General features: G+C 73.1%; 12 protein-coding genes. 5 read left to right on the top strand and 7 right to left on the bottom strand.

Features of this window, described 5'->3' with window-relative positions; all coding sequences use genetic code 11:
* Nucleotides 1–38 precede the first annotated feature (38 nt).
* Nucleotides 39–1946 carry an asparagine synthase (glutamine-hydrolyzing) gene (gene asnB / locus C8D89_RS15195; protein ID WP_116708960.1) on the bottom strand — a complete coding sequence of 636 codons (1908 nt, stop codon included), beginning with the start codon at nt 1944–1946 and terminating at the stop codon, nt 39–41.
* A 250-nt stretch (nt 1947–2196) separates the two neighbouring features.
* On the opposite strand from asnB, the gene ctaC reads away from it, so the two are divergent.
* Both ctaC and C8D89_RS15185 read left to right on the top strand, forming a co-directional pair.
* Nucleotides 2197–3141 (top strand): aa3-type cytochrome oxidase subunit II, encoded by a 945-nt coding sequence (gene ctaC, locus C8D89_RS15190; RefSeq protein WP_243418121.1) that lies wholly within the window; start codon nt 2197–2199, stop codon nt 3139–3141.
* 43 nt (nt 3142–3184) lie between these two features.
* The gene (locus tag C8D89_RS15185; protein ID WP_116708959.1) at nt 3185–3583 is read left to right on the top strand and encodes a cytochrome c oxidase subunit 4; all 399 of its coding nucleotides are present in this window, start codon (nt 3185–3187) and stop codon (nt 3581–3583) included.
* A 631-nt stretch (nt 3584–4214) separates the two neighbouring features.
* Here C8D89_RS15185 and qcrB read toward each other — a convergent pair.
* The 4 genes from qcrB to ctaE form a co-directional block, all read right to left on the bottom strand.
* The gene (gene qcrB, locus C8D89_RS15180) at nt 4215–5897 is read right to left on the bottom strand and encodes a cytochrome bc1 complex cytochrome b subunit (protein ID WP_116708958.1); all 1683 of its coding nucleotides are present in this window, start codon (nt 5895–5897) and stop codon (nt 4215–4217) included.
* Nucleotides 5894–7024, bottom strand: coding sequence for a cytochrome bc1 complex Rieske iron-sulfur subunit (gene qcrA, locus C8D89_RS15175; protein ID WP_116708957.1), 1131 nt, complete (start codon nt 7022–7024; stop codon nt 5894–5896). Before qcrA ends, qcrB begins: the two co-directional genes overlap by 4 nt.
* Nucleotides 7025–7053: 29 nt before the next feature.
* Nucleotides 7054–7881: a cytochrome bc1 complex diheme cytochrome c subunit gene (qcrC, locus tag C8D89_RS15170; protein WP_116708956.1), complete on the bottom strand. Its 828-nt coding sequence runs from the start codon at nt 7879–7881 to the stop codon at nt 7054–7056.
* Nucleotides 7882–7949: 68 nt separating this feature from the next.
* A complete protein-coding gene (ctaE, locus tag C8D89_RS15165; protein ID WP_116708955.1) occupies nt 7950–8570 on the bottom strand; it encodes an aa3-type cytochrome oxidase subunit III in 621 nt (206 codons plus the stop codon).
* Between the two features lie 255 nt (nt 8571–8825).
* On the opposite strand from ctaE, the gene C8D89_RS15160 reads away from it, so the two are divergent.
* Both C8D89_RS15160 and trpD read left to right on the top strand, forming a co-directional pair.
* On the top strand, nt 8826–9206 hold the full coding sequence (locus C8D89_RS15160) for a response regulator (RefSeq protein ID WP_116709109.1): 381 nt from the start codon (nt 8826–8828) through the stop codon (nt 9204–9206).
* Entirely contained in the window at nt 9203–10300 is a 1098-nt protein-coding gene (trpD, locus tag C8D89_RS15155) for an anthranilate phosphoribosyltransferase (protein WP_116708954.1), read from the top strand. The genes C8D89_RS15160 and trpD overlap by 4 nt, the downstream gene beginning before the upstream one ends.
* A 5-nt stretch (nt 10301–10305) precedes the next feature.
* Here trpD and C8D89_RS15150 read toward each other — a convergent pair whose 3' ends face one another.
* Together C8D89_RS15150 and C8D89_RS15145 are read right to left on the bottom strand one after the other, a co-directional pair.
* A complete protein-coding gene (locus C8D89_RS15150; protein WP_116708953.1) occupies nt 10306–10584 on the bottom strand; it encodes an Lrp/AsnC family transcriptional regulator in 279 nt (92 codons plus the stop codon).
* A gap of 51 nt (nt 10585–10635) precedes the next feature.
* Nucleotides 10636–12393, bottom strand: coding sequence for a DEDD exonuclease domain-containing protein (locus C8D89_RS15145; RefSeq protein ID WP_116708952.1), 1758 nt, complete (start codon nt 12391–12393; stop codon nt 10636–10638).
* Between the two features lie 132 nt (nt 12394–12525).
* On the opposite strand from C8D89_RS15145, the gene C8D89_RS15140 reads away from it, so the two are divergent.
* Nucleotides 12526–13914: an NYN domain-containing protein gene (locus C8D89_RS15140; RefSeq protein ID WP_116708951.1), complete on the top strand. Its 1389-nt coding sequence runs from the start codon at nt 12526–12528 to the stop codon at nt 13912–13914.
* Nucleotides 13915–13974: the final 60 nt, after the last annotated feature.

The following is a 13974-nucleotide window of genomic DNA, read 5'->3' as shown; positions in this document are numbered from 1 at the left end:
CCGGGGCGTCCGGGACCGCACCGTTGCGTGGGGCACGTTCAGGCATACACCGGGTAGTTCGGCTCCGGGATCTCCGGACGGATGCGCTCCTCGACGAAGATGCCGTGCCACAGCATGAAGACGAGCAGCGTCCAGATGCGTCGCGAGTGGTCGACGGGACCGGTGCGGTGCTCGTCGATGAGCCTCAGCACCGCCGCCTTGTCGAGGATCGCCTCGGTCTGGGAGTCGCGCACGATCCCGCGGGCCCACTCGAGCATGTCGTGGGCCAGCCAGAAGCGGATCGGCACCGGGAACCCGAGCTTGCGCCGGTGCAGCACGTGCGGCGGCACGATGTCCTCGATTGCACGGCGCAGGGCGTACTTCGTCGTGCCGTGCGCGACCTTCTGCTCGGTCGGCAGGTGCGACGCCACCTCGAACACCTCGCGGTCGAGGAACGGCACGCGCAGCTCGAGGGAGTTGGCCATCGTCATCTTGTCGGCCTTGACGAGGATGTCCCCGCGCAGCCAGGTGAACAGGTCGACGTGCTGCATGCGCGCCACCGGGTCCCAGCTGCCCGAGTCGGCGTAGATCGGGCGGGTCACGTCGACGTGCGAGAGCTCGGGGTCGTGGCCGCGCAGGACCGCGCCGAGCTGGTCGTCGCGGAAGATGCGGGCGTTGCCGTAGTAGCGCTGCTCCAGGGGGAGCGCGCCCCGGCGCAGCAGGTCCTTGCCGCGCATCCCGTCGGGCAGCTTCGTCGACAGCGCCCCGGCGAGCTTGCGCACCGCGCCGGGCAGCTTCTCGAACGGCGCGAGCGACAGCGGCTCCTTGTAGATGGTGTAGCCGCCGAAGAGCTCGTCGGCGCCCTCCCCGGAGAGCACGACCTTGACGTGCTTGCGCGCCTCGCGGGCCACGAACCACAGCGGCACGAGCGCCGGGTCGGCCACGGGGTCGTCGAGGTACCAGACGATCAGCGGCAGCGCGTCCATCATCTCCTGGGCGCTGACCGTCCGGACCACGTGCCGCACGCCGATCGCCTCGGCCGACTCGCGGGCGACGTCGGCCTCGGAGTAGCCCTCCCGCGCGAACTCGCTGGTGAAGGTCATGAGGTCCGGGTTGTGCTCGCGGGCCAGCGCCGCGATGACCGTCGAGTCGATGCCGCCCGAGAGGAACGAGCCCACCGTGACGTCGGCGCGCATGTGCTTGGCCACCGAGTCGCGCAGCACCTCGGTGATCTCGGCGTGCACGCGGGTCTCGTCGTCGACCGGCTTCACGTCGAACGTGGGGTGGAAGTACCGCTCGGTGGCGAGCGGCTCGCCGGGGGAGACGGTGAACGACGTACCCGACTCGACGCGGCGGATCGCGCGGTGCAGCGTGAGCGGCTCGGGGACGTACTGCAGCTGCAGGTAGTGCTGCAGCGCGGCGGGGTCGGGTGCCGTGGTCGGCTCGCCGAGGGCCTTGGCCAGCTCGAGCAGGCTCTTCTTCTCGCTGGCGAAGGCGACGCCGTTCGGGCCGGCGGAGACGAACAGCGGCTTGATGCCGAACGGGTCGCGGGCGCCGAACAGCACGCGCTCGTGGGTGTCCCAGATGAGGAACGCGAACATGCCCCGCAACCGTCGGACGGCGTCACGGCCCCAGACGTCGTAGGCCGCGACGATGGCCTCGGTGTCGCCCTCGGTCACGAACTGCACGCCGTGGTCGCGGGTGAGCTCCTCGCGCAGCTCGAGGTAGTTGTAGATCTCGCCGTTGAACACGATCCGGTAACGGTCGCTGGCGTAGGTCAGGGGCTGGTGGGAGCCCTCGACGTCGATGATCGAGAGCCGGTTGAACCCGAGCACCACGTCGTCGTCGTGCCACTCACCGGATTCGTCGGGTCCCCGGTGTCGCATGCAGACGAGGCTGTGGCGCACCGCTTCGGCGCGCGCCGCGCCCTCGCCGCCCGGCGTGATCAATCCCATCAGCCCGCACACGCGTCCGCTGACACCTCCGGTTCCTCCGGTCACGTGCCCCGCCACCACGCGCGGGGCGTGTTCAGTATGACGACCCCGGTGTGCCGACCCGTGCCGCCCCGCGCGCCCCTCCGACAGCGCGTAGTGGCTGGCTCGGCTAGTCTCCGCAGCGACGTCGGGGCCCGGGTCGCCGGGCCGCTCGCCGCACCGTCCGGGGCCGTCCGTGCCCCTGATCGGGCGGGGGCACCGCGCGAGGAGGAAGGCAGCAGCAGTGCGCCGAGATGGGACGCCGCCCCGGGCCCGCACCGGTCGCGCGCGCCGGGTCCTGGGCCTGGCCGCGGCCGCCGTCGTGGTCGCGGTGACCACCTCCGGGTGCTCGGTCGACGAGGTGCTGCGCTTCGGCTGGCCGGTCGGGGTCACGCCCGAGGCCGAACAGATGCGCACGCTGTGGACCGGCGCCGCGATCGCCGCGCTCGTCGTCGGCGCCATCGTCTGGGGCCTCACCGCGTGGACCGTCGCGTTCCACCGCAAGAAGGCCGGCGCGTCGGACCTGCCCCGGCAGTTCCAGTACAACCTCCCGCTCGAGCTGGTGCTCACGGTGATCCCGCTGATCATCGTGGCGGTGCTCTTCTACTTCACCGTGGTCGTCCAGAACGTCGTCGACCGCGCGCCCACGGGCAACGAGCTCCGCGTCGACATCACCGGGTTCCAGTGGAACTGGGAGTTCACCTACCCCGAGACCATCGCGCCCAACGGCCTGCCGGCCTCCGTCGTCGGCACCACGAGCTCGGTCCCGATCCTCGTGCTGCCCACCGACCGGCCCATCCAGTTCACCCAGGAGTCGAAGGACGTCATCCACTCCTTCTGGGTGCCGGAGTTCCTCTTCAAGCGCGACGTCTTCCCGTACCCGGAACAGAACGACCAGAAGAACAGCTGGATCATCGAGCGCATCGAGCGTCCCGGCGCGTTCGTCGGTCGCTGCGCGGAGTACTGCGGCGCCTACCACTCGATGATGAACTTCGAGGTCCGCGCCCTGCCGCCGAACCTGTTCGACCAGTTCCTGGGCCTGCGCCAGCAGGTCAACCCCGTGACCGGGCAGCCCTACACCACGAACGAGGCGCTCGGGGCGATGAACTGCGGCGAGCTCTGCAACCCCGAATCGATCACCACCTACGTCTACAACCCGGACCCGACGGCCCAACAGGCCATCCGGTAGCGACGTTGCGCACCCGTCCCATCCACCCGAGAGCGAGGACCCGGTGAGAGTCGAATCCCGCATCTTCGAGATCCTCACGGTCTTCTGCTTCGTCTGCGCGATCGTGTACGGCGTCCTCTCCGGAGAGGAGGTCGGCATCGTCGCCCTGACGCTGACCGGTGGCCTCACCCTGATCATCGGGACGTACTTCCGGTTCGTGGCGCGCCGGCTCGAGGAGCGCCCGGAGGACAACCCCGAGGCCGAGGTCTCCGACGGCGCCGGCGACCTGGGCTTCTTCAGCCCCGGCAGCTACTGGCCCATCGCCGTCGCCGGTGGCGCCGCCGTGACGGGTCTGGGTGTGGCCTACTGGCAGTGGTGGCTCATCATCACCGGTGCCGTGGGCCTCATCATCGCCATCTGCGGTCTCGTGTTCGAGTACCACGTCGGTCCCGAGGCGCACTGACGCGCGCACCTTCCCGGCCTCTCCACGGCCCCGCTCCGCCTGCCGGAGCGGGGCCGTGGTGTTTCCCCGGGCCGGCTGGACGGGCTCTCGGGTGCAGCGAGCGCGCTGTTCGCTGCTTCTCGCCAGGCGAACGGGGCGTTCGTGGCACGCACGGGGTGGGTGGCGGCGGTGCCCCGGGGGCTCGAGGACGTGATCGATGCCGGCGGCGGTGAGGACGCGTCCGGTGCCTTCGGGGTGGGGCCGGGGGAGCGGGCCTCCTCCCGGACGGTCGCGCGAGGGGCACGGACGGCAGCGGAGGAAGCCCGATCCGGATGCCGGACGTGCCCCTCGCAGTGCTGCGGGGCCCAGGATCGCGAAAGCCTGGCTCGCGGGGGTGGGTGGTCCTTTTGGGGGCCGTGCTCGGGGTTGTGCCTCGGGCCGTGCTCGGGGCCGTACTCGCAGCCGTCGTCGGCGTGTCGCCGCGGCGTGGCTGTGGCGATCCTGGCGTTGAACGCCAGCAAAGCCGCATTGCTGGCACACCCCGTGTGCCACAGCAGCGGTAGGGGAGCGCGGGAAGCGCGGGGGTGTACGACGACGACGGGCCGGGAGCGTCGCGGTGACGCTCCCGGCCCGTCGGCGGTCGTGCGGTGTGCTACTCCTGGATGTCGCGTGGACGCCCGGCGTCGGGACGTCCGGCGAGCTCGCGGCTCTCGCCCGGCTCGACCTCCATCGGGTCGCCGCCCCGTGGCCCGCTGGTGAGCTTGTCCTGCTCCTCGGCGGGGTCGGGACGGAACCAGCCGCCCTTGAGCGGCTCGCCGGCCGAACCCAGGTCGTTCATGCGCTTCGGCACCTTGGCGCCCTGGTAGGCCAGCGGCACCGCGTGGCCGTGGTCGTCGACGCCGCCCAGCGGCTGGTGCACCTCCACGAACTCACCGTGCGGCAGGCGCTTGATGTGGCCGGTCTCGATGCCGTGCTCGAGCACCTCACGGTCGCTGCGCTGGAGGCCGAGGCAGATCCGGTAGGTGGCGAAGTAGACGATCGGCGGGCCGACGAGCAGCCCGATGCGGCCGATCCACGTCATCACGTTCAGGGAGATGTCGAACGTGTAGGCGATGATGTCGTTGCCGCAGGCCACGAGCAGCCAGAAGTAGAAGAACATGGCCATCATGCCGGTGGCCGTCCGGACCGGGACGTCACGCGGGCGCTGCAGCAGGTTGTGGTGCGCCTCGTCGCCGGTCAGCTTGCGCTCGATGAGCGGGTAGAGCGCGAGCAACGTCGTCAGCAGACCCATGCCGATCACGGCGGGGAAGAAGATCGCCGAGACGGTGTACCGGCCGAAGAGGTACATCTCCCACGCCGGCCACAATCGGACCGCCCCGTCGAAGATGGCCATGTACCAGTCGGGTTGCGAGCCGGCCGACACCTTCACGGGGTTGTAGGGCCCGAGGTTCCAGATCGGATTGATCTGGAACACGCCGCCCATGATGGCCATGAAGCCGATCGAGACGACGGTGAAGCCGCCGGCCTTGGCCGCGAACGTCGGCAGGATGCGGACACCCACGACGTTGCGCTCGGTGCGCCCCGGCCCGGGGAACTGGGTGTGCTTCTGGAACCACACCAGCGCCACGTGCAGCGCGATGACCGCCGTGATGATCCCGGGCAGCAGGAAGACGTGGACGATGTACAGGCGCGGGATGATGATGTTGCCCGGGTACTCCCCGCCGAACACGACCCAGTGCAGCCATGTCCCGATGACCGGGATCGACAGGATGATCGCGGAGACGCCGGTGCGGATACCGGTGCCGGAGAGCAGGTCGTCGGGCAGCGAGTAGCCGAGGAAGCCCTCGATCATGCCGGTGAGCAGCAGGACGACGCCCAGGACCCAGTTGGTCTCACGCGGCCGGCGGAACGCCCCGGTGAAGAACGTCCGCATCATGTGCGCGATCATCGCCGCGACGAAGAGCAGCGCCGCCCAGTGGTGGACCTGGCGGATGAAGAGCCCGCCGCGGACGTCGAACGAGATGTTGAGGGTCGACTCGTACGCCCGGGTCATCTCGACGCCCTGCAGCGGGACGTAGAGCCCTTCGTAGGTCACCTCGGCCATCGAGGGGTCGTAGAAGACCGCCAGCCACGTTCCCGAGATCAACAACACGATGAACGCGTAGATGTTGATCTCGCCCAGCATGAACGACCAGTGGGTGGGGAAGACCTTGTTGATCTGCCGACGGAGAGGTCCGGCGGGGTGGAACCGGCTGTCCGCCTCGTCGGCCGCGGTGCCGACGAGCTTCATCGCCGTGCTGCCGCCCTTGCGGGTGGGTGTGGTGATCGCACTCATGAGTTCCGCTCCCAGAACGCCGGACCCACCGGTTCGATGAAGTCGCTGCGTGCGTACAGGTACCCCTGATCGTCCACCGCGATCGGCAGTTGCGGTAGAGGACGGGCCGCCGGGCCGAAGATGGGCTTGGCGTACTCGTTGGCCAGGAACTGCGACTGGTGGCAGGGGCAGAGGATGCGGTTCGTCTGGTCCTCGTACAGCGACGTGGGGCATCCCATGTGCGTACAGATCTTGGAGTAGGCGAACAGCGTGCCGTAGTTGAAGTCCTGCTGGCCCTCCCGCTTGATCACGGTCACGTTCGGGCGCAACCGGATCAGCATGACCGGCGAGTCCGGCGACTTCAGGACGTGGGCCAGCTCCTCGGGATGGGTCCGCATGGACTCCTTGAAGGGGTAGACCGTCTCCATCGATCCGGGCTCGAGGTCACCCGGACGGACGAGGACGACGTCCTCGGCCACCCCGGTGTTGCGACGGAGGTAGACGCGCTCGCCGTCCTCGGAATGCCAGTCCGTGACCAGCAGGGGCGAGTTCGGGCCTTCCTTCCACGGGTTCTTGATGAACCCGCCGAACGCGGCCACCAGGACCCCCACGCCCAGGACGCCGCCGGCGGCGCCCACGGAGCGGACGACCATCTTGCGGCGGGTGAGGCCGCTGCGCTGCCCCGTCTGCACCAGGCGCGCGGCGGCCGTACGTCGATCCACCTCGGGGGACCGGCCGTCGTGGCGCTGCTGGATCGTCAGGTCCTCGGGCAGCAGCTTCTTCGAGTAGGCGATGACGCCCATGCCGAGGGCGAAGACCGCGAAACCGAACGTGAAGCCGATGACGGGGGTGTAGAGCGTGTACCAGAAAGCGCCCTCCTCGAAGGGCGCCACGTACTCCCACGGCCACGCGATGAACGCCACGAGGAAGGCGATGCCGCTGAGGGTCGCGAGGATGAACCAGCCCGCGACCTGGCGCTCGGCGCGCTTCTCGGCGCGCGTCCCGGGCACCGGGAAGCGATCACGCTCCGAGACGATCTCGATGTCGTCGAGCCGGTTGCCGAGGCGCACGAGGTCCTCGGTGCTCATCCGGGCGAGCTCCTCGTCGGACGGGACGCGCGGCACGGCGTCCGACGGGTGCGACTGCATGGGCGATGCCGCGTCCTGGTCGGGGCGAGTCACTGGCGGGATCCGATCCACAGAGAGATACCGATGAGGGCGGCGAGACCGACGAAGAACGCCACGGCGCCCTCCGGCACCGGACCGAAGCCACCGAGCCCCGCGCCGCCCGGGTCGGTCGCCTCGTTCGCCGCGCCGACCGACTTGATGTAACCGATGATGTCGCGCTTCTCGTCGGGGCTGAGCTGGGAGTCGGCAAAGGTCGGCATGTTGGCCGGGCCGGAGAGCATCGCCGCGTAGATCTGTCGCTCGCTCGCCGGGTCGAGGTTCGGCGCGAACTTGCCCGACGAGAGCGCCCCGCCGCGACCCGTGAAGTTGTGGCACTGGGCGCAGTTCAGCCGGAACAGCTCGCCGCCGCGGCCGAGGTCGTTCCCGCGCAGCTGCTCGCCCTGGGCGACGACCGGCGTCACGGGACCACCGCCGTTCGCCTGGATGTAGGCCCCCAGCGCGTCGATCTGGGCCTCGTTGAACCGCGGGGGCTTGCGCTCGGCCGCCGCGCCCTGCGCCGCGAGCGGCATCCGGCCGGTGGAGACCTGGTAGTACACCGACGCCTCGCCGACGCCGATGAGGCTCGGCCCGCGACCCTCGACGCCCTGCAGGTTGGTGCCGTGACAGGTGATGCAGGAGTTGTCGTAGATCTGCTGGCCCTCGCGGACGATCGCCGGGTCGGCGGCGAGCGCCGGCTCGGGGTCCGGGGTGATCACGGTGTAGAGGCCGCCGACGGCGACCAGCGCGACGCCCAGGGCGAGGAGGCCGGACAGGCGGCGCCGCATCTTCGACCCGCGGCGCGCCCGGGTGCGGGCCGTGCGGGGCTTCTCGTCACTCATGGGGTGCCCAACCTCGAGCTCTCCTCGCTGGGGATGCTGCGGGTCCTGCGGTGTGGTGGTCACGGCGCTCAGCGGATGAAGTAGATGACGGCGAACAGACCGATCCAGACGACGTCCACGAAGTGCCAGTAGTACGAGACGACGATCGCCGCGGTGGCCTGTGCCGGGGTGAAGCGGCTCAGGAACGTGCGGGCGACGAGCAGGACGAACGCGACCAGGCCGCCCGTCACGTGCAGCGCGTGGAACCCGGTGGTGATGTAGAAGACCGAGCCGTAGGAGCTGCTGGCAATCGTGGTGGCGTGCTCGGTGACCAGCACCGAGTACTCGTAGACTTGGCCGAGCACGAAGATCAGGCCCATCACGAACGTGACCGCGTACCAGCGCCGCAGCCCGAACACGTCCCCGCGCTCGGCCGCGAACACGCCGTACTGACAGGTGAACGACGAGGCCACGAGGATGATCGTGTTCACCAGTGCGAACGGGACGTTCAGCTCGGTGGGGTAGGGCGGCCACTCCTCGGCGTTCGCACGCGCGACGAAGTACATGGCGAACAGCCCGGCGAAGAACATCAGCTCGCTGGCGAGCCAGATGATCGTCCCCACGCTGACGACGTTGGGCCGGTTGAGGGAGTGAATCCTCGCGCTGAAGGAAGGCGCCGGCGCACCCTGAGCGGTCGTCACGCGGGTCATGATGACACTTCCGCCCGACACCAGCCCGTCGGGGCGAGACCGTGATCCGCGGGGTGTGCACCCGTGTCGACCTGCACCGCCTCCCACCTGCGGGTTCTCCTACCTCCCGTCGTACGTCGGGCCGTCGTACCCGTGTGGCGGCCGCTCGTGGCCCCGGGGGGCGACCGCTAGCATCCCGGCCATGACGGACGCCCAGCGACGCGGTGCCGGGGCCTCGCGGTGACCGCCCCCGGACCCACCCTGACGGTCGTGGTCATGAGCCACCGCCCCGAGGTGCGCGAGGCCATCGCGAGCGCGGTCGGGCGGCGCCCGGCGCCCGACCTGCCGCGCCTGCGCTTCGTGGAGGCGGCCAGCGTCGCCGACGTGCTCGGCGCCGCCGACGCGGGCGAGATCGACCTCGCGGTGCTCGACGGCGAGGCCCAGCCCACCGGCGGCATGGGTGTCTGCCGGCAGCTGAAGAACGAGAGCGACGACCCGCCTCCGGTGATCGTCGTCGTGCGCCGGCGCGACGACCACTGGCTGGCGACGTGGTCGCAGGCCGACGCGGTGCTGGTGCAGCCGCTCGACCCGGTGACCGCGGCCGAGACCGTGGCCACCGTGCTGCGCGAGCGGGCCCGTCCGGCCGTCCGCGGGTGACCGGGCGGGCGGGCGGCGCGGCGGTCGCGCCCCCGAGCTGGCCCGGGCTGCTCGGGCGGTTGCTGGCGGGGGAGCACCTCGCCGCGGACGACACGGCGTGGGCCATGGACCAGGTCATGTCGGGCGAGGCCACGCCGGCGCAGGTCGCCGGGTTCGTGGTCGCGCTGCGGGCCAAGGGCGAGACGGCCCCGGAGATCGCGGGCCTCGCGCGCACGATGCTGGCCCACGCCCGTCCGGTGCACGTGCCCGGCCCGGTCGTCGACGTCGTGGGCACCGGCGGAGACGGGGCGCACACCGTCAACATCTCGACGATGGCCGCGGTGGTCGTGGCCGCCGCCGGCGCGCGCGTGGTCAAGCACGGCGGGCGGGCCGCGTCGTCGCGCAGCGGGTCGGTGGACGTGCTCGAGGCCCTCGGCGTGCCCGTCGACCTCGGTCCGGCCGCCGTCGCGCGCTGCGTGGACGAGGTCGGCATCGGCTTCTGCTTCGCCCAGGTCTTCCACCCGGCCATGCGCCACGCCGGCCCGGTGCGCGGCCAGCTCGGGGTGCCGACGGCCTTCAACCTGCTCGGGCCGTTGACCAACCCGGCCCGTCCCGGGGCGGCGCTCATCGGCTGCGCGGACGTGCGGTTCGCGCCGATCCTCGCCGAGGTCCTCGCCGCGCGCGGCGACCGCGCGGTGGTGGTGCGCGGCGACGACGGGCTCGACGAGGTCACCACGGCCACGACCACGACCGTGTGGCACGCCGGTCCCGCCGGGGTGCGCGTGGAGACGCTCGACCCGGCCGCGCTCGCGGTACCGCGCTCGGGGCCCGAGGCGCTGCGCGGGGGCGACGCCGCGCACAACGCCGCGGTGGCCCGGGCGGTGTTCGCGGGCGAGCCCGGCGCGGTGCGGGAGGCCGTGCTGCTCAACGCCGGAGCCGCGCTGGCCGCGCACGACGAGGCCGTCTCGGACGCCGCGGCGCGCGACCTGCACGAGGCCGTGGCCGCCGGACGGCGCCGGGCGGCCGAGGCCGTCGACTCCGGCGCGGCCGCCGACCTGCTGGCGCGCTGGTCGGCCGTGGCCCGGCAGGCCCGCGAGACCGACCCGTCGAGCTGAACGAGCTAGTCGAGGCCGACCGCGAACGCCGACGCGTCGTCGCGTGACGAGTACGACCGGAAGGCGATGTGGGTCGTCGTGCTGCGCACCCCGCCCACCTTGCTCAGGCCGCCGGCGATGACGTCGGCGAGCTGCTCGTGCTCGCGGACGCGGACCACGGCCACGAGGTCGACGTCGCCGGCGCAGGAATAGACCTCGGACACGCCCTCGAGGTCCGCGATGGCCTGGGCGGTCTCGGGGATGCGGTCGGCGTCGGCGTGGACCAGCACGAAGGCCGTGATCACGGGCCTTCCTCCTCTCCGCGGCGGGACCGGATGCCCCGGGTGGCGGGCAGTCTAGGGCGGCTCCCCGCGCGCTCCCACGTGCTCGGGGCGGTGGTCCGCGTGGCGCGCGTCGCGGGCCCGGCCCACCCACGCACCCCAGGCGCCCGCGCCGGACGCGGGCATCGCCCACGGCGTCGTGGTGCGCACCATGCGCGTCCCGGGGCGCTCGAGCCAGCGCGTCACGACGGCGACCTCCTCGGGCGGCGCCCCACGCAGTGGCCCGTCGCCGGGGCGGACCGTCTCCGCCGTGGCCACCAGCGTCTCGACGACGGGCATCGGCGGCACCCCGCGGCGGGCCCGTCCCGCGGCGGCGAGGCGCCCGTGGCGCACGACCGCGAGGTCCCACCCGCGCTCGCCGTCCGGCCGGGCGGCGATCATCTCGGGCGCCCCGGCGACCGCGGACAGGCGCTGGACCCGGCCGAGGGCGGCGGCGAGGTCGGCCAGGCGGTCGCGGTGGGCCGCGGCGTCCTCGAAGCGCTCGGCCGCCGCCAGCTCGGTGACGGTGAGCGAGAGCCGGCGCAGCCCCGTGTCGTCGGCGCCGCGCACCAGGGCCCGGGCGTCGTCCACGACCGGCCGGTAGGCCTCGACGTCGACGTGACCCGCGCACGGCGCGGCGCAGCGGCGCATCTCGTGCAGCGCACAGGGAGTGCCCGCGGCGCCGCGGGCGGGAATGCGTTGGGTGCACGGGCGCAGCGGCACCGCGTCCTGGAGGGCCTCGACCGCCCGCACCGCGTCGGGCCGGCGCCCGAAGGGGCCGATCGCGTCGGCGCGAGGGGTGCGGACCACCGAGAGCCGGGGGAAGGGTTCGTCGGTGAGCGCGACCCACCACCCGCGGTGCGGGAAGCGGGAGCGGCGGTTGTAGCGCGGCGCGTGCCCGGCGAGCAGGCGCAGCTCGCGGACCTCGGCCTCCAGCGCGTGCGCGCACACCACCCAGTCGACCCGCTCGGCCAGGCCGACCATCTCCGTGATGCGCGCCCGCTTGTCGCCGCCGGTGAAGTAGGAGCGCACGCGTCGGCGCAGGTCGCCGCTGGTGCCGACGTAGAGCACCTCGTCGCCCGGCCCGCGGAAGAGATAGACCCCGGGCGCCTCGGGGACCGCGTCGGCCAGGTGCCGCTTGGCCCGCTGGACCGGGCTGACCTCGACCTGCAGCGCCAGCAGGTCCTCCAGCGTCGACACCCCGCGGCCACCGACCCGCTCGAGCAGCCCGTGCAGGACGTCGACGGTGGCCCGGGCGTCGTCGAGGGCGCGGTGGATCGGGCGTGTACCGCACCGGAACAGGGTGGCGAGCGCCGAGAGCCGGCAGGACGGCGCCTCCTCACGCGTGAGGACGCGGCGCCCGAGCCGTGCCGTGCACACCACGGCCGGCCGCGGCCAGGGCGGACCGTGGCGCCGGCACGCCGCCCGCAGGTGCCCGACGTCGAACGGGGCGTTGTGCGCGACGAGCACCGCCCCCGCGCAGAACTCCATGAAGGCGCCCAACACCGAGCCCAGCCGCGGCGCGCCGGTGACCATCGCCGTCGTGATCCCGGTGAGCGACACGATCGCCGGTGGGACCGACGTCCCGGGGTCGACCAGCGTCGCGAACTCGCCGACGACCTCGCCCCCACGCACCTTGACCGCGCCGATCTCGGTGATGGCGTCGGAGTCGGGAGGGCCGCCGGTGGTCTCCAGGTCGACCACGACGAAGGTGACCGCCGACAGCGGCGTGCCGAGCTCGCCGAACGAGAGCTGGGGGTCCGGGCCGGTGACCGGACGGGCGGGAGCGTCCATCGGGGCGGACGGTAGGGCGCGCCCCCGACAGCGCCCCCGACAGCGCCCCCGACAGCGCCCCCGACAGCGCCCCCGACAGCGCCGCGGCGCGCGCCCGGCCCGCGGCCGTCGGCGGGTCTAGCCTGACCGGTCATGACGGACGGCGGCGGCGACCCGGGCGCGCCGGGCGACCGCGCCGACGGCGCCGACGGCGCCGTCGCCGCTGACGCCGCTGACGACGCGGCTCGCTCCGCCGTCCGGGCACGGCTGCTCGACCGGGCGCCCGAGCCCGTGCGCGCCAAGGTGGCCGAACTGACCGCCACCGCCGTCGGCCACCTCCCGGTCCCGGACCTGCCGCCGTCCGTGCGGGCCGTCGCTCGCTTCGCCCCCGCCAAGCGCGCCCGGGTCGGCGCGGCGCCGCTGCTGGCGGCCGTGGGGACGGCCGACGGCTTCGCCGCGCAGGTCGTCGAGTGGTGGACCGAGGAGCGACCCGAGCGGTGGGCGGAGACCGAGCCGTTGCACGCGGCGGCGGTCGCGGTGCTCGAGGGCCGCGAGGACGGATCGGAGCTGGTCCGCGACGTCACAGACCGCGCGGACGCCGCCCGCGCCCGCGCCGAGCGCGACACCGCGCTGGCCCGCGCCGAGCGGCTCGAGGGCGAGGTGCGCCGCCTGACCGCCGAGCGTGACGAGGCGCGCTCGGCGGTCGAGGCGGCGGCGCAGGAGAACCGCGACGAGATCGCGAAGCTGCGCGCCCGCCTGCGCGAGCAGGGCACGCGGGTGCGGCGCGCGGAGGACGAGGCCGCCGAGCTGCGCGCCGCGCGCGAGGAGGGCGAGGGCGGGCTGCGGGCCGAGCTGGAGGAGCTGCGCCGCGAGCGGGACCGCGGTCGGGAGGCGGTGGCCGCGGCGGAGGAGCGTGCCGCGCGCGCGGTCGAGGAGCTCGCGGGCGCCCGCCGGGCCGCCCTCGACGCCCGGCGGGCCGACGACGCGCGCCTGGCCCTGCTCGTCGACACCGTCGCGGGTGCGGCCGAGGGCCTCCGGCGCGAGCTGGGGCTGCGCGCCGGCGACCAGGGTGCACGCCCCGCGGAGCTCGTCGGGTCGGGGGCGGGCACGGCGCCGAAGGCCCGCGTCACGGACCCGGCCGCGCTGGACCGCCTGCTCGCGCTGCCCGAGGTGCACCTGCTCGTCGACGGCTACAACGTGACCAAGACCGGGTGGCCGGACCTGTCGCTGGCCTCGCAGCGCGAGCGCCTGGTCGCCGCCGTCGCGCCCCTGGCGTCCCGGACGGGCGCCGAGACCACGCTGGTGTTCGACGGGGCGGGGATCACCGGGGTGCCGACGCACTCGGTGCGCGGGGTGCGGGTGCTCTTCAGCGAACCGGGCGTGCTCGCCGACGACCTCATCCGCTCCCTGGTGGGCGCCGAGCCGTCGGGTCGGCCACTGGTGGTCGTCACCTCGGACCGCGCGGTCGTGGAGTCCGTGCGCCGCCGAGGCGCGCACCCGGTGCCCTCGAGCGTCCTGCTGCACCGGTTGGCGCGGATCTGAGCAGCCCTGGGCACGGACCGGCCCGGCGTTGTCGGGGGGCGCTCCTAGCGTGCGCGCCAC

The sequence above is a fragment of the Actinomycetospora cinnamomea genome (assembly GCF_003096675.1).
Taxonomy (GTDB): domain Bacteria; phylum Actinomycetota; class Actinomycetes; order Mycobacteriales; family Pseudonocardiaceae; genus Actinomycetospora; species Actinomycetospora cinnamomea.
The sequence above is the reverse complement of the archived record's forward strand: the minus strand, read 5'-3'. Positions and strand labels throughout refer to the sequence as shown.